The sequence below is a fragment of the Micromonospora inyonensis genome (assembly GCF_900091415.1).
Taxonomy (GTDB): Bacteria; Actinomycetota; Actinomycetes; order Mycobacteriales; family Micromonosporaceae; genus Micromonospora; species Micromonospora inyonensis.
The window spans coordinates 420,415-434,714 of the sequence record NZ_FMHU01000001.1; the positions used below are offsets into that span (position 1 = coordinate 420,415).

Genomic DNA, 14,300 nt, shown 5'->3' on the forward strand with positions numbered 1-14,300 from the left:
CACCCTAACCGCGCTCCGCCTACCCCGCCGGCTTGTGCGCGGTGTACTCGACCGTCGTACCGCTCACCCGGCACCCACCGAGGTGCCCGCCGGCCGAACCGAGCGCGAGCAGGAACCCCAGCTCGTCCGGGCTGCCCGCAGGCCCACCCGGCCCGCCGGCCGCCGGAGCACCGGCGACCGCCCCGGGGCGGTCGCCGGGAACGGTCGGGAAGGTGCGCCGGAACTCGGTGAAGGTCCGGCCGAGCAGGGCGGACCGCGCCGTTCGGGCCTCCCGGCAGGCGGCGGTGAGCGCACCGGCGTCGGCGTCGGCGAGCGCGCCGGCCAACTCGTCCAGGAAGGACCGGACACCGGCCAGTTCCCGCAGTACGTACTCCCGGTTGTCGAGCAGCATGTTGGCGGTCCGCTCGGCCGGCGCACCGGCCACCCGGCTGCCGTCCCGGAAGCTCCCGGCGGCCAACGCCAGCACCGCGTCACGCAGCGTGGAACGGCCGGCGGCGCCGGCCAGGGCCCCGGCCAGCAGGTGCGGCACATGCGAGGAGAGCGCCACCACCGCGTCGTGCCCGTCGGCCGCCATCGGCACCACCCGCGCCCGGAAGACCTCCAGGATCAGCGCGGCCAGCCTCCGGAACGAGGCGAGCCCCGGCCCCGCCGAGGGGCAGAGCACCCAGGCGGCACCGGCGAAGAGGTCCGGTTCGGCGGCGCCGATCCCGGCCCGGTCGGTGCCGGCCATCGGGTGCCCCGGTACGAAGCGGTGGGTCAGGCCGTGCGCGGCGGCGAGGGCGGCCAGACCCGACTTGGTGCTGCCCACGTCGGTGAGGATGCACTCCTCGCCGGTCGCCGCCGCGACCGTCGGCAGGGTCTGCGGCAGGGTCGGCAACGGCCCGCAGAGGAAGACCACGTTCCGGCCGACGACCGCCTCGGTCAGCTCGTCGGGGCAGGTGACCCCACTACCACGGGCCGCCAGGCGGGTCGCCGGGTCCGGGTCCCACCCGGTCACGTCGAGGCCGGCCCGGTGCAGCCGGAGCAGGACCGAGCCACCGATCAGGCCGGTACCGACCACCGCCGCCCGAACCCGCGCCCCGGAGCTTGCCGCCATCTTCCCTACCTCGGGTTCCGCTCGGTGCGGGTCCCAACCGACCCGTTCGAGCGCCGAGGATATCCCCTGCACGGCCCGACGCGGACGGCCGCGCCGCCCACGACCAGCACGCGGACGGCCCACCCGCAGTCGGTAAGCGGTCGTGCCGACCTCCCGCCGCAGGCGCTCGAAGGCCCCGACGGCGAGGTACGACCAGGGCCGGTCTTTCCTGGCGCTCCCGGCGGAAGCCGCTAGCGGGCGAGTCGGCCGGGCACCGCCGCGACCTGCTCGTCCGAGGCGGTGAACGCGATCCGGACGTGGTGGCTGCCGCCGGGCCCGTAGAGCGCCCCCGCGGCGGCCAGGATGCCCCGCCGGGCCAGCCAGTCGACGGTCTGCCAGCACTCCTCGCCACCCCGGCTGAGCCAGAGGTAGAGCCCCGCCTCGGAGTGCTCGACGGTGAACCCGGCCCCGGTGAACGCGGCGAGCAGCGCCTCCCGCCGGGCCCGGTAGCGTTCCCGCTGCTCGTCGGCGTGCCGGTCGTCGGTCAACGCGGCCACCATCGCCGCCTGCACCGGTGCGGGCACGATCATGCCGGCGTGCTTACGGACCTTGAGCAGCTCGGCGACCAGGGTCGGGTCCCCGGCGACCAGCCCGGCCCGGTACCCGGCGAGGTTCGAGCGCTTGGAGAGCGAGTGCACGGCGAGGACGCCCTCGTACGAGCCGCCGCAGACCTCGGGCGAGAGCACCGACACCGGTTCGGCGTCGGCCGACCAGCCCAGCGGCAGGTAGCACTCGTCGCTGGCCACCACGGCGCCCCGCTCGCGCGCCCAGTCGACCACCTTGCGCAGGTGCGCGGCGGGCAGCACCCGGCCGGTCGGGTTGGCCGGCGAGTTCACCCAGACGAGGCGGACCCGGGGGGTCGGCCCGACCGCGGTCAGCGAGTCGGTCCGCACCTCGGTGGCGCCGGCCAGTCGGACCCCGTCGGAGTAGGTGGGGTAACAGACCGACGGCACCACGACCACGTCACCCGGACCGATGCCGAGCAGGGTCGGCAGCCAGGCGACCAGCTCCTTGGAGCCGATCGTCGGCAGCACGCCGAACCCGTCGGCGGTCGCCCCGCAGGTGCGCCGCACCCAGGTCGCGATGGCCTCGCGCAACGCGGGCGTGCCCGCGGTGAGCGGATACCCGGGTGTGTCGGACGCGTCCGCCAGCGCCCGACGGACCACCTGGGGCACCGGGTCGACCGGGGTGCCGATGGACAGGTTGATCATCCCGTCCGGGTGCGCCGCGGCCAGGGCGGCCGCGGCGTCCAGGGCGTCCCAGGTGAACTCGGGCAGCCGCGACGAGACCGGCGCGGGCCGGTTCAGTGGCCCTCTCCGCGTGGCGGCTGGGCGGCGACGAACGGCGTGTCCTTCTCGATCTTGCCGATCTTCGAGGCACCGCCCGGAGAGCCGAGGTCCTCGAAGAACTCGTAGTTCGCCGAGGTGTAGTCCTTCCAGTTCTCCGGGACGTCGTCCTCGTAGAAGATCGCCTCGACCGGGCAGACCGGCTCACAGGCACCGCAGTCGACGCACTCGTCGGGGTGGATGTAGAGCATCCGGTTGCCCTCGTAGATGCAGTCGACCGGGCACTCCTCGATGCATGCCTTGTCGAGTACATCCACGCACGGCTCGGCGATGATGTAGGTCACCGGTCTTCTCCTCCGCAAGACGCGTCGCGATCCGCCGCGACGGTAAGAGCCTAGTATCTCGCCGGGGAGGAGGTCGATCGTGCTCCGACAGCAGGATGTGGGACATCGGATCGTGGTCCGTCGGATTGTGGGGATTCGTGAGGGCCGCCCCCTCTTCTCGGACGCGTTGGGCGAATTGGTCGAGCTGGATGAGACCCACATCACCCTCGCCACCGACCAGGGCCGGGTCCAGGTCCCCCGGGACGAGGTGCACCGGGCCAAGCGGGTGCCGGCGGCCCGGCGGCCGACCGCCGCCGCGGTGGTCGCGCTGGAACTCGCCGCCGACGAGTCCTGGCCCGCCCCGGTACGCGGGCACCTCGGTGACTGGCTGCTACGCAGCGCCGCCGGCTGGACCGGACGCGCGAACACGGCGCTGCCGATCGGCGACCCCGACCGGCCCCTGCCGGCCGCCGTCGACGCCGTCGAACGTTGGTACGCCGACCAGGGACAGCCCGCGATGGTCAACACCCCGCTACCGCTGGCCACACCCGTGGGAGCGGAGCTGGACGCGCGCGGCTGGGGCGCCCGGCCGCCCACGCTGGTGCAGACCGTGGCCCTGGACCGGCTGCGGGCCACGCTGCCGGCTCCCGGGCCCACGGTGGAGTTGAGGGCCGCCCCGTCGGCGCAGTGGCTCGCCGTCGCCGCCGGGCGCAAGGGCGGCCTCCCCGACGCCGCGCGTCACGTGCTCACCGCCGTGGACCGACTCCGCTTCGCCCACCTGTACGCCGACGGCGCGCTGGTCGCGGTCGGCCGGGGGACGGTCACCGGAGAGGGCCGCTGGCTGGGGCTGAGCCTGATCGAGGTGGTGCCCGGGTTCCGGGGCCGGGGGCTGGCCCGCCAGGTGGTCCGGGCACTCGCCGACTGGGGTGCCGACTCCGGTGCCACCGACGTCTTCCTCCAGGTGGAGCAGCGCAACACGCCGGCTGTCACCCTCTACCGGAGCCTCGGCTTCACCACCCACCACACGTACCTGACCCGGGTCGCCCCCGCCTGACCCGGCCGGCGCGGGGCCGGGTCAGCGGCGGACCGGGCGGCGGGGCTTGGCGCTCTTCACCTCGGCGTACCGCTTGAGCTGCTGGGAGCGGTGGTCGACGCCGAGCGCCGTGGCGATCAGGTAGCCGGTCAGGATGCCGGCTCCGGTGGCCAGCAGGTAGAGCCCGATCTGGGCGAAGAAGGTGCCCGCGTTGCCGGCGAACGGGTCGTTGCCGACCAGCAGCGGGCCGACCAGGACGGTCAGCAGCATCGCCACGCCCACGGCGGCGGCGAGGTCACCACCCCACCGGGCCACCGCGCTGCGCTGTGCCCAGTTGAAGGTGACGGCCGCGAGGATCGCCCCGATCACCAGGAACATGGCCAGCGAGACCCGGTCGGCGGCGACCGGATCCTCGTCGAAGGCGAACCGGGCCACCAGCCGGGCGACCACGTTGACCGCGAACAGCACGCCCGCCAGCACGCCGACCGGTCGCCACTGGTCCCTCATCGCACGCCTCCCGCCGTACCGCCCGCCCCGGCGGCGGGCTTCCTGGCAGGAATATCTACCACCAGGGTGGGGCCAGCGTCACTTGGCCGTTCGGGTCGGCGGGGCCAGCATCAGCCGGAAACCCGCCACGGCGAACGTCATGGCACCCGCCACGATCATCGCCAGGCCCACCCAGTTGTTCCCGGAGAGCAGCACGTCCCCCTCGTCCGTGCGGCCCGCCGCCACGACCATCATCGCGAACCAGGGCACCGCCGGCAGCACCACCGCCCAACGGCGTCCCACGGTGACGTGGGCGAACCAGCCCAGCACGACGTTCGCCACGATCGCCACCAGCACCGACACGCCGATGAGCTGACCGCCCACCCGGACCCCGGCGAGCACCAGCTCCACCACCGCGGTCAGCGCGCCCCCGAAGACGGCGAGCGCGCCGCCGGCCACCCGCAGCGCCAGGTCGAGCACCCGTACCGCCCGCCCGGGTGACGACGGCGGCGCGGCCTGCTCCGGCTCCGGGGTGACCGACATCGACGCGGTGGGCAGGGTCACCGGTGACCGGCCGCCGTGGCGGCGTCCCTCGGCGCTGCCGCGTCCAACCCGGCGAAGAGATCGTCCTCCCAGCCGTACGGGCCGCTGCCGGGCCCCTTCTCGCCGACCGCGAGGAAGAAGTACTCCACGCCCATGAACTCGCTGCCGAAGTTGCCGGCGATCGAGTACAGCCACGAGTTGTCCGGGATCTGCGTGGCGTGGGCCCGCATCGCCGCCTCCTTCGCGGCGTGCTGGTCGGTGGCGTCGATCCGCGCCGCGATGTCCTTGTCGGGAGTGCCGAAGGGCAGCTCGGAGAGGTCGGTGACGTCGGCGAACGGGTTGTCCGCGGAGTCGGCGAAGTGGGTCAGGCCGGCTTCCAGCACGCTGATCGGCATCGCCGTCCAGTAGACCTTGGCGGGGGCGAAGCCCTCGGCCCGGGCCAGCTCGACGGCACGCATCGCCACCCGGTGCGCCTGGATGTGGTCCGGGTGCCCGTAGAACCCGTTCTCGTCGTAGGTGACCAGGACCTGCGGACGTACCTCCCGCATGATCTCCACCAGGTACCCGGCGGCGGTGTCCAGGTCGGCCTGCCAGAAGGCGCGGGGGTGCTCGTTCGTGGCCAGGCCCATCATGCCGGAGTCACGGTAGCGACCCGCGCCGCCGAGGAAGCGGTGGTCGGTGACGCCGAGCGCCGCGCAGGCGGCGGCCAGTTCCGCGATCCGGTACCCGCCGAGCTGGTCGGCCTCGGCGGCGGCGAGCCCGGCCAGCTCCGGCACGTGGATCTCGCCCTCCTCGCCGAGGGTGCAGGTCACCAGCGTGACGTGGGCACCGGTCGCGGCGTAGTGCGCCATCGTCGACCCGGTGCCGATCGACTCGTCGTCGGGGTGGGCATGGACCAGCAGGAGCCGGCGGTCGGGCAGCGTCGTCACGCCGGCCACTCTAACCGTCGCGGCGACCGGTGGCGGTTCTCCACGCGTACCGCACGGGCCGGCGGCGGCTCCCGACGCGTACCGGCAGGTCGGCCACATCGCCCCCGGTCCGCCTCTACGATCGGCCGTGTGGACTATCCGGAGCTGGCCGCGCGCACCCGACGGTTCAGCCACGGGGCGCCGCGCGCCGTCACCGTGGCCGACGACGGATCGCGGGTGGTCTTCCTGCGCTCGGGCGGTCCGCAGGATCCGACCGACGCGCTCTGGCTGCTCGACGTCGCCTCCGGCGAGGAGCGCCTGGTGGCCGACCCCACCGCGTTGCTCGGCGGCGAGGGAGCAGCCGGCGACCTGCCGGCCACCGAGCGGGCGTTGCGCGAACGGCTGCGGCTCAGCGCCGGCGGCATCGGCTCGTACGCGACCGACCCGGCCGCCCGGGTGGCCGTCTTCACCCTCGCCGGTCGGTTGTTCCGGGCCGACCTGGTGCACGGCGACGTGGTCGAGGTGGCCACCGCCGGTCCGGCGATCGACCCGCGCCCGGATCCGACCGGCCAGCGACTGGCGTACGTCACCGACGCCGGGGCCACGACCCGCCGCGGCGAGCTGCGGGTGATCGAGCCGGACGGGTCGGACACCATGCTCGCCGGTGAGGACTCCCGCGTGACCTGGGGGCTGGCCGAGCACATCGCCGCCGAGGAGTTCGACCGGTTCCGGGGCTACTGGTGGGCACCGGACGGCCGGTCGATCCTGGCCGCCCGGGTCGACGAGTCCCGGTTGACCCGCTGGCACCTGCACGACCCCGCCGACCCGGCGAGCCCCCCGGTGAGCGTCGCGTACCCGGTGGCCGGTGGCCCGAACGCGGAGGTGAGCCTGCACCTGCTCGACCTCGACGGCGGCTGGGTCGACGTGCACTGGGACCGCGAGACCTACCCATACCTGGTCGCGGTGGACTGGGTCGACGGCGGGCCGTTGATCACGGTGCTGCGCCGGTCACAGCAGCACGGCCTGGTGCTGGCGGTCGATCCGCGCACCGGCGAGACGCAGGTGCACGCCGAGCTGGCCGACCCGCGCTGGGTGGACCCGATCCCGGGCACCCCCGCGCACCTGCCGGACGGCCGGGTGCTGGTCGGCGGTGAACTGGCCCACGACGGGTACGACGCCCGGTGCCTCTTCGCCGACGGCACCCTGCTCACCCCGCCCTCGCTCTACGTACGCCGGGTGGTCGGCCGGCTCACGGCCGGCAACGGCCCGGCCGACCTGCTGGTGGAGGCGAGCGACGGCGAGCCGAGCCAGCGGCACCTGTTCCGGGTCCGGACGGTGATCGGGGGCGGGGTGGACGCCCGCCGGCTGACCCTGGACGAGGGCTGGCACACCGCCGTCGTCGGCGGGGACGTGCTGGTGGTCGGGTACGCCTCGCTGGACCATCCGGGGGTCCGCTGGACGGTGCGCCGGGGCGACGAGGAGGTCGCCACGCTGCGCTCGCACGCCGCCACCCCGCCCTGGGCACCCCGACCGGCCCTGGAACGGGTGACCGACCGGCAGTTGCCCGCCGCGGTCGTCTACCCGGGCAACCACGTCGCCGGACGCCGGCTGCCGGTGTTGCTGGACGTCTACGGCGGCCCGGGGCACCAGGAGGTGGTGGCCGCCCGGGGGGCCTGGCTGGAACGGCAGTGGTGGGCGGACGCGGGCTTCGCGGTGGTGACCGTCGACAACCGGGGTACGCCGGGCGTCTCGCCGTCGTTCGAGAAGGTGATCCACCGGCGGGTGGCGGATGTGGTCCTCGCCGACCAGCTCGACGCGCTGACCGCGCTGGCCGAGAAGCACCCCGACCTCGACCTGGGGCGGGTGGCGGTGCGCGGCTGGTCGTTCGGGGGGTGGCTCGCGGCGTTGGCGGTGCTCCGGCACCCGGAGCGGTTCCGCTGCGGGATCGCCGGGGCGCCGGTGTCGGACTGGGCGCTCTACGACACCGCGTACAGCGAGCGGTACCTGGGCCTGCCGGACGAGGGCTCGGACGTCTACGGCCACCACAACCTGGTCGAGCTGGCCGCCGAGCCGCCGGCCCGCACGGACGACGTCCGGCCGCTGCTGCTGGTGCACGGCCTGGCCGACGACAACGTGGTGGCCGCGCACACGTTGCGCCTGTCGGCGGCGCTGCTGGCCACCGGCCGTCCGCACGCGGTGCTGCCGCTGACCGGGGCGACCCACATGGCCGCCGGTGGCACCGCCGAACGGCTGCTCCGGTTGGAGCTGGACTTCCTCCGTACCCACCTGTGAGCAGGGGTCCCCTGCTCGGCGGAGAGCGCGAACCGGGGACCCCTGCTACCACCTCGGCCTCAGCCGAGCCGGTCGGTCACTGCTTGACGTGCACGTTGACGAAGGACGGGTAGCCGAAGATGCTGTCGATGAAGACGCCACCGACCTTGGAGCCGTGCACGTAGAAGCCGTTCTCCACGAACAGCGGCACGGCCGGGGCCAGCTCCTTCATGATCCGCTCGTCCAGCTTGGCCCACTCGGCGCCCTGCTCGGCCACCGGCAGCGCGAGCACCCGGTCGAACTCGGCGTTCATCGCGTCGTTGTTGACGTACGACGTGTTGCTGTTGTTGGTGGCCTTGATGGTGCGGCCGTCGAAGAGCACCGGCAGGATCGCCGCGCCGCTCGGCCAGTCCGCCGCCCACTGGTCGATCCAGATGTCCCAGGGGTTGTCCTTCTTGCCGACCTCGTCGAGCTTGGCGTCGGCCGGGATGACCTTCACCGTGATCTTGAAGCCGGCCTTCTCCAGGTTGCCCTTGAGCTGGGTGGCCAGTTCGGTGTAGTCGTCACCGATCCCGAGCACCAGCTCCGGGGTCTTGCCGGCGAGCAGTTCCTTGGCCTTGGCCATGTCGCCGTTCGGCCCCGCCGGGTAGACGTCGTGCTTCTGGTAGCCGATGGTCGAGGGCGGCAGCAGGGTGGTCACCGCGCGGGCGGAGGACTCACCGCCGTACGCCTTGATGAAGCCGTCGCGGTCGATGGCGTAGTTGAGCGCCTGCCGGACCGCCAGGTCGGTGACCCGGCTGGTGTTGATGGTCAGCCGCCAGAGGCTCGGCGTCGGCCCCTGGATGGTGCGCGGCTTCAGGGCGGCGTCTCCGGCGACCCGGGCGACCAGCGCGGCCGGGACGCCGTTGAAAGCCAGCGCGGCCTGGTCGTCACCGTTGTCGGCGATCACCCGGTTGGCTCCCGCCTCCGGGTCCGGCCCGAAGTTCCAGACGATCCGGTCCGGGTACGCGTGCCGCACCGGGTCGGTCTTCGCGTCCCAGTGCTCGTTGCGCTCCATCACCAGCTCGACGCCGGCGGTGTTCTTGGTGATCTTGTACGGCCCGGAGGAGAAGGGATGGTTGTCCAGGTTGACCCCGGTGTCCTTCTCCGGCTTGAGCGGCGCGGTGTACGGCAGCGACGCGGCGAACGGCAGGTCGCAGTGCGCCTTCGCGAACTCGAAGCGCAGAGTCTTCGCGTCCGGGGTGGTCAGGCCAGGCGGCAGCGAGGTCTTGTTGGCCTTGAAGTTCCACTTGGTGTCGTACTGGGGGGTGTCGGCGAGCCATTCCTGGAGGTAGGTCGGGCCGCCGGTCAGGTCGGGGGCGAAGGAGCGGGCGATGCCGTAGGCGATCTCCTTCGAGGTGATCGGGCTGCCGTCCTCGAACTTCACCCCGTCCTTGATCTTGAACTCCCAGACCTTGCAGTCGGAGTTGACGTCCTTGCCCGGCGTCTCGGCCAGGTCGCCGACCAGGGTGACCTTGCCCGAGCCGTCGTCGGAGAACGTGGTCAGGAAACGGCTGTAGAGCGGGGCGTTCATCAGCCCGGCGAACGAGTAGATCCGCTGCGGGTCCATGTGCGAGATCTTGTTCTCCCGGATCACCCGGAAGGTCCCGCCCTTCGCCGCGCCCGGCACCTCGGGGGCCGGTCCCATCGAGTCCTTCGGGTCGGTGGCGATCGACCCGCTCTGCACCCGGTCGGAGTCGACGGTGCCCTCGGTGCCCTTGTTCTCGCTGCACGCCGCCATGGCCGCGAGCAGTGCGAGCGCTCCGCCTGCGGCGGCTGCCCTCTTCAGGCGCATGTCGCGCCCTCCTCCCCTGCCTGTAAGAAATTTACGAGTGGTCTAACAGAACCGATGGATACTTTTCCACGGGTGGAACGGGGTCGATGCCTTATCGCAACCGCACCCGGGGGTCGATGGCCGCGTAGAGCAGGTCGACGACGACGTTCGCCAGCACGATGAAGACCGCCGAGATCAGCACCGTGGCCATGATCGTGGGCAGGTCGCCGGAGCGGACCGCGTCGACGGCGGTCCGGCCGAGCCCTTGGATGCCGAAGGTCGTCTCGGTGATCACCGTGCCGCCGAGCGCGCCGCCCACGTCCAGCCCGGCGATGGTGACCACCGGCGTGATCGCGGCGCGCAGCGCGTGCCGCCCGTACACGGTGCGTTTCGGCAGGCCCTTGGCGCGGGCGGTACGAACGAAGTCCTCGGAGAGCGTCTCCAGCATCTGCGCCCGGGAGAGCCGGGCGTAGATCGCGGAGAAGAGGAAGGCCAGCGACACCCAGGCGAGCACCAGCCCGCTGGCCCACTCCACCGGATCGTCGAACATCGACGTGTACCCCGGCACCGGGGTCAGCCGCAGCTGATAGGTGAAGATCAGCAGCAGGACCGCGCCGACGAAGTAGAGCTGCATCGACGCACCGGCCAGCGAGAAGCCGATCGCCGCCTTGTCCAGCCAGGTGCCCCGGCGCAGTGCGGAGACCATGCCCAGGCCGACCCCGACCACCAGCCAGAGGATCGCCGCCGGCAGCACGATGCTCAACGTCACCGGCAGCACCCGGACCAGGGTGTCGGTGACCGCCTCGTTGTTCACGTACGACCAGCCGAGGCAGGGGGCGTCACACCGGCCGCCCTGGGCGCTGCCCAGGTCCCGCCCGGCGACGATGCCCTTCATGTAGTTCGCGTACTGCTGCACCAGCGGGTCGTTCAGGCCCAGCTCGTCGCGGACCCGTTCGAGCCGCTCGGCGTTGCAGTTCTTCGGGCACATGCCGCTGACCGGGTCCCTGGGCAGGGCGAAGAACATCAGGAAGCTGAGCACGCTCACCGCGAAGAGGGTGAGGACGGCGCTGAGCAGCCGGCGGACCAGGAATCGCGTCATAAGGGGCTCCTCACCGGGACGACTTCGGATCGAGCGCGTCGCGCAGCGAGTCACCGAACAGGTTGAACGCGAGCACCAGCGCGAAGATCGTGATGCCCGGGAAGAAGACGTAGGCGGGGTCGGTCTGGAGGTACGGGATGCTCTGGAAGATCATCCGGCCGAAGTCGGCGGTGGGTTCGAGGACGCCGATACCGAGGAACGACAGCGCCGCCTCACCGGCGATGTACTGCGCCACGGCGAGCGAGAACGCCACCAGGATCGGCGCCCAGAGGTTCGGCAGGAGCTGCCGGAACATGATGTGCCCCAGCCCTGCGCCACTGGTCCGGGCCGCCTCCACGAACTCCCGTTCGCGCAGCGACACGACCTGGCCCCGGACCAGCCGGGCGGTGCTGGTCCAGCTGAACGCGGCGAACACCCCGATCAGCACGGCCACCTGGAACCAGGGCGGCACCTCCTCGCGCGGGCCGTAGAAGCGCAGCGCCACGGTCGGCACCACGGCCAGCGCGAAGATCAGGAACGGCAGGGCCAGCGCCACGTCGGTGATCCAGCTGATCACCGTGTCGACCATTCCGCCCAGGTAGCCGGCGAGGATACCGGCGACCACGCCGATCGCCGTGGTCACCACGGCGGCGGCGAACGCGATGAACAGCGAGGTGCGCAGCCCGTACACCATCCGGATGAAGATGTCCCGGCCGAGCCGGGGTTCCAGCCCGAACCAGTGGTCGCCGCTGACCCCGCCGACGTAGCCGAGCGGCATGCCGTTGCCGTCCAGCAGCTCCTGGAACTGCTCGTTCGGGCCGACGCCGTACAGCTTCGAGATCAACGGGGCGGCGAGCGCGACCAGCATCAGCACCAGCAGCACCACGCCGGTGACCACCGCCGTCCGGTCGCGGCGCAGCCGGACCCAGGCGAGCTGCCCCGGCGACCGGCCGACGACCTCGCGTCTCGCGACGCCGCCGCCGTCGGTCGCCGGGGCGATCTCCGCCCGGACCTCACCCTCCACCGGGGACAGGCTCATCGCGACACCTCATTCGGTACGGCCACCACGTCGCCGGTCGACGCCAGCGGCCCGGTCTCGGGGTGGTGGCAGGCGGTGGCCTGCCGACCGCCCTCCCTCGGGACGAGGGCGGGGGTCTCGGTCGCACACCGGTCGGTGGCCTTCCAGCAGCGGGTGCGGAACCGGCAGCCCGACGGCGGGTCCAGCGGCGTGGGCACGTCCCCGACGAGCCGGATCCGCCCCTCCGCCCCCTGGCCGGTCACGTCCGGCACCGCCGACAGCAATGCGCGGGTGTACGGGTGCTGCGGGCGCTGGTAGATGTCGTCCCGGTCGCCGATCTCCACGATCCGGCCGAGGTACATCACCGCGACCCGCTGGCTGAAGTGCCGCACCACCGCCAGGTCGTGGGCGATGAACACGAACGCCAGCCCCAGGTCGCGTTGCAGCCGGCGCAGCAGGTTGACCACCTGCGCCTGGATCGAGACGTCCAGCGCCGAGACCGGCTCGTCGGCCACGATCAGCTTCGGGTCGAGGGCGAGCGCGCGGGCGATGCCGATGCGCTGCCGCTGGCCGCCGGAGAACTCGTGCGGGTACCGGTTGTAGTGCTCCGGGTTCAACCCGACCAGTTCCAGCAACTCCCGGACCCGGTTGCGGACCCCGCCGGGCGGGGTGATGCCGTTGACCTCCAGCGGCATCGCCACGATCCGCCCCACGGTGTGCCGGGGGTTCAGCGAGGCGTACGGGTCCTGGAAGATGATCTGGAGGTCCTGTCGGAGTCGACGCAGGTCCCGGCCCCGCGCCCGGGTGATCTCCTGCCCGGCGAAGGTCACGGTGCCGGCGGTGGGCTCCATCAGGCGTACCAGCATCCGGCCGGTGGTGGTCTTGCCGCACCCGGACTCCCCCACCAGGCCCACGGTCTGCCCCGCCTCGACGTCGAAGTCCACGCCGTCGACCGCCCGCACCAGTCCCGACCGGCGCAGTCCCTCCCGCACCGGGAAGTGCTTGGTCAGCCCCCGGACGCTCAGCAGCGGCTCCACGGAGCCGGTCATCGGGGCGCTCACCGGGCCACCCCCACCCGCTCGGCCTCGTCGGCCCAGATCCGTGCCCGCTCGTCCGCCGGCAGGTGACACGCCACCCGGTGCCCCGTGTCGCCCACCGGCACCAGCTCCGGCACCTGCGTCCGGGAGCGGCCGTCGGTCCGGTCCGCCCACCGGCACCGGGGGTGGAAGGCGCACCCCGGCGGCAGGTCGATCAGACTCGGCGGGTTGCCGGCGATCGGCCGGAGGTCCGCGTCAGCGTCCCCGTGCAACGAGGGCACGCTACCGAGCAGCCCCCAGGTGTACGGGTGCGCCGGTGACCGCAGCACCTCCGTGACGTCGCCGTACTCCACCGCCCGGCCCCCGTACATCACCAGCACCTCGTCCGCCACCTGGCTGACCACGCCGAGATCGTGGGTGATCAACACGATCGCCGAGCCGAACTCCTGCTGGAGATCGGTCAACAGGTCCAGGATCTGCGCCTGCACCGTCACGTCCAGGGCGGTGGTCGGCTCGTCGGCGATCAGCAGCTGCGGGTCGTTGACCAGGGCCATCGCGATCATGGCCCGCTGCCGCATACCGCCGGAGAACTCGTGTGGGTACTGCTCGGCCCGCCGCCCCGGCTGCGGAATCCCGACCCGGTCCAGCATCTCCACCGCCCGCGTCCACGCCGCGCGGCGTCCCGCCCCCGGATGGTGCACCCGGTAGGCCTCCGCGATCTGCCGTCCGACCGGATAGAACGGGTGCAGGGCGGAGAGCGGGTCCTGGAAGATCATCGCGACGTCCCGGCCGCGCAGCCGGCGGGCCCGCTCCTCGGGCATGCCGATCAACTGGTGGTCGCCGACCCGGATCTCCCCGGTCACCGTGGCCCGGCGCGGGTCGTGCAGGCCCAGGACGGCCAGGGACGTCACGCTCTTGCCCGACCCGGACTCGCCGACGATCCCCAGGGTCCGGCCGCGTTCCACCGCGAACGACACCCCGTCCACCGCCCGCACCACGCCGTCCTCGGTGGCGAACTGCACCCGCAGATCGGTCACCCGCAGGTACGGCCCACCCGCGCCATGCTCCCCCGGCGCGGCGCGGTGGTCGTCCGGCTTCTCGGCCGGCATCGACTCGGCTCTCTTCACGACCGACCGCCCCCCCTGGTTGACGAAGAGAACTTGCAGCGGTTCCCAGAGGGTGAAAATAAGCTACAGGCGCCGTCCTGTCAGCCGTCGGTCCCGTAACGAGTCGGCATCACCGCCCCGGACACCCCACGACGCGCCGACGAGCAGCTCGCCCCCGGCGGTCCCGCCGAGGCCGCACGCCGAACGGGCTGCGCCGGCAGCAGGGTGCCAGACCTCGGCGCGGACCGGGACATCGCGCGGAT

Annotated in this window: 13 protein-coding genes; 2 read left to right on the forward strand and 11 right to left on the reverse strand. The window is 72.8% G+C overall.

Annotated elements, in window-relative coordinates; all coding sequences use genetic code 11:
* Positions 1-19: 19 nt before the first annotated feature.
* The 3 genes from GA0074694_RS01650 to fdxA form a co-directional block, all read right to left on the reverse strand.
* Positions 20-1,096: a prephenate dehydrogenase gene (locus tag GA0074694_RS01650; protein WP_091451339.1), complete on the reverse strand. Its 1,077-nt coding sequence runs from the start codon at positions 1,094-1,096 to the stop codon at positions 20-22.
* Between the two features lie 230 nt (positions 1,097-1,326).
* Positions 1,327-2,442 (reverse strand): succinyldiaminopimelate transaminase, encoded by a 1,116-nt coding sequence (gene dapC / locus GA0074694_RS01655; RefSeq protein WP_176737916.1) that lies wholly within the window; start codon positions 2,440-2,442, stop codon positions 1,327-1,329.
* Entirely contained in the window at positions 2,439-2,765 is a 327-nt protein-coding gene (gene fdxA, locus GA0074694_RS01660; RefSeq protein ID WP_176737747.1) for a ferredoxin, read from the reverse strand. The genes dapC and fdxA overlap by 4 nt, the downstream gene beginning before the upstream one ends.
* 79 nt (positions 2,766-2,844) lie before the next feature.
* Here fdxA and GA0074694_RS01665 point away from each other — a divergent pair, with 79 nt between their 5' ends.
* Positions 2,845-3,798 carry a GNAT family N-acetyltransferase gene (locus GA0074694_RS01665; protein ID WP_091451348.1) on the forward strand — a complete coding sequence of 318 codons (954 nt, stop codon included), beginning with the start codon at positions 2,845-2,847 and terminating at the stop codon, positions 3,796-3,798.
* Positions 3,799-3,819: 21 nt separating this feature from the next.
* On the opposite strand, the gene GA0074694_RS01670 is transcribed toward GA0074694_RS01665, so the two are convergent.
* From GA0074694_RS01670 to mshB, 3 genes are all read right to left on the reverse strand, one after another.
* Entirely contained in the window at positions 3,820-4,284 is a 465-nt protein-coding gene (locus tag GA0074694_RS01670; RefSeq protein WP_091451351.1) for a hypothetical protein, read from the reverse strand.
* 78 nt (positions 4,285-4,362) lie between these two features.
* Positions 4,363-4,806 (reverse strand): hypothetical protein, encoded by a 444-nt coding sequence (locus tag GA0074694_RS01675; RefSeq protein WP_091458492.1) that lies wholly within the window; start codon positions 4,804-4,806, stop codon positions 4,363-4,365.
* 17 nt (positions 4,807-4,823) lie between these two features.
* Entirely contained in the window at positions 4,824-5,744 is a 921-nt protein-coding gene (mshB, locus tag GA0074694_RS01680; RefSeq protein ID WP_091451355.1) for an N-acetyl-1-D-myo-inositol-2-amino-2-deoxy-alpha-D-glucopyranoside deacetylase, read from the reverse strand.
* A gap of 120 nt (positions 5,745-5,864) precedes the next feature.
* Here mshB and GA0074694_RS01685 point away from each other — a divergent pair, with 120 nt between their 5' ends.
* On the forward strand, positions 5,865-8,006 hold the full coding sequence (locus GA0074694_RS01685) for a S9 family peptidase (RefSeq protein ID WP_091451360.1): 2,142 nt from the start codon (positions 5,865-5,867) through the stop codon (positions 8,004-8,006).
* 76 nt (positions 8,007-8,082) lie between these two features.
* Here the strand turns inward: GA0074694_RS01685 and GA0074694_RS01690 are convergent, their stop codons facing one another.
* The 5 genes from GA0074694_RS01690 to GA0074694_RS01710 all read right to left on the reverse strand — a co-directional run bounded on the left by GA0074694_RS01690 (position 8,083) and on the right by GA0074694_RS01710 (position 14,040).
* Entirely contained in the window at positions 8,083-9,819 is a 1,737-nt protein-coding gene (locus GA0074694_RS01690) for an ABC transporter substrate-binding protein (protein ID WP_091451363.1), read from the reverse strand.
* Positions 9,820-9,910: 91 nt separating this feature from the next.
* Complete coding sequence (locus tag GA0074694_RS01695) at positions 9,911-10,897, reverse strand: ABC transporter permease (RefSeq protein WP_091451367.1); 987 nt, start codon at positions 10,895-10,897, stop codon at positions 9,911-9,913.
* 10 nt (positions 10,898-10,907) lie between these two features.
* Entirely contained in the window at positions 10,908-11,915 is a 1,008-nt protein-coding gene (locus tag GA0074694_RS01700) for an ABC transporter permease (protein ID WP_091451372.1), read from the reverse strand.
* Entirely contained in the window at positions 11,912-12,943 is a 1,032-nt protein-coding gene (locus tag GA0074694_RS01705) for an ABC transporter ATP-binding protein (RefSeq protein ID WP_091458495.1), read from the reverse strand. The genes GA0074694_RS01700 and GA0074694_RS01705 overlap by 4 nt, the downstream gene beginning before the upstream one ends.
* 8 nt (positions 12,944-12,951) lie before the next feature.
* Complete coding sequence (locus GA0074694_RS01710; protein ID WP_091451376.1) at positions 12,952-14,040, reverse strand: ABC transporter ATP-binding protein; 1,089 nt, start codon at positions 14,038-14,040, stop codon at positions 12,952-12,954.
* Between the last annotated feature and the right edge of the window lie 260 nt (positions 14,041-14,300).

Bases quoted from the DNA above. Each gene is read 5' to 3' on its own strand.
- GA0074694_RS01650 (WP_091451339.1), bottom strand. From the start codon at position 1,096: ATGGCGGCAAGCTCCGGGGCGCGGGTTCGGGCGGCGGTGGTCGGTACC.
- GA0074694_RS01670 (WP_091451351.1), bottom strand. From the start codon at position 4,284: ATGAGGGACCAGTGGCGACCGGTCGGCGTGCTGGCGGGCGTGCTGTTC.
- GA0074694_RS01675 (WP_091458492.1), bottom strand. From the start codon at position 4,806: ATGTCGGTCACCCCGGAGCCGGAGCAGGCCGCGCCGCCGTCGTCACCC.
- GA0074694_RS01690 (WP_091451363.1), bottom strand. From the start codon at position 9,819: ATGCGCCTGAAGAGGGCAGCCGCCGCAGGCGGAGCGCTCGCACTGCTC.
- GA0074694_RS01695 (WP_091451367.1), bottom strand. From the start codon at position 10,897: ATGACGCGATTCCTGGTCCGCCGGCTGCTCAGCGCCGTCCTCACCCTC.
- GA0074694_RS01700 (WP_091451372.1), bottom strand. From the start codon at position 11,915: ATGAGCCTGTCCCCGGTGGAGGGTGAGGTCCGGGCGGAGATCGCCCCG.
- GA0074694_RS01705 (WP_091458495.1), bottom strand. From the start codon at position 12,943: ATGACCGGCTCCGTGGAGCCGCTGCTGAGCGTCCGGGGGCTGACCAAG.
- GA0074694_RS01710 (WP_091451376.1), bottom strand. From the start codon at position 14,040: ATGCCGGCCGAGAAGCCGGACGACCACCGCGCCGCGCCGGGGGAGCAT.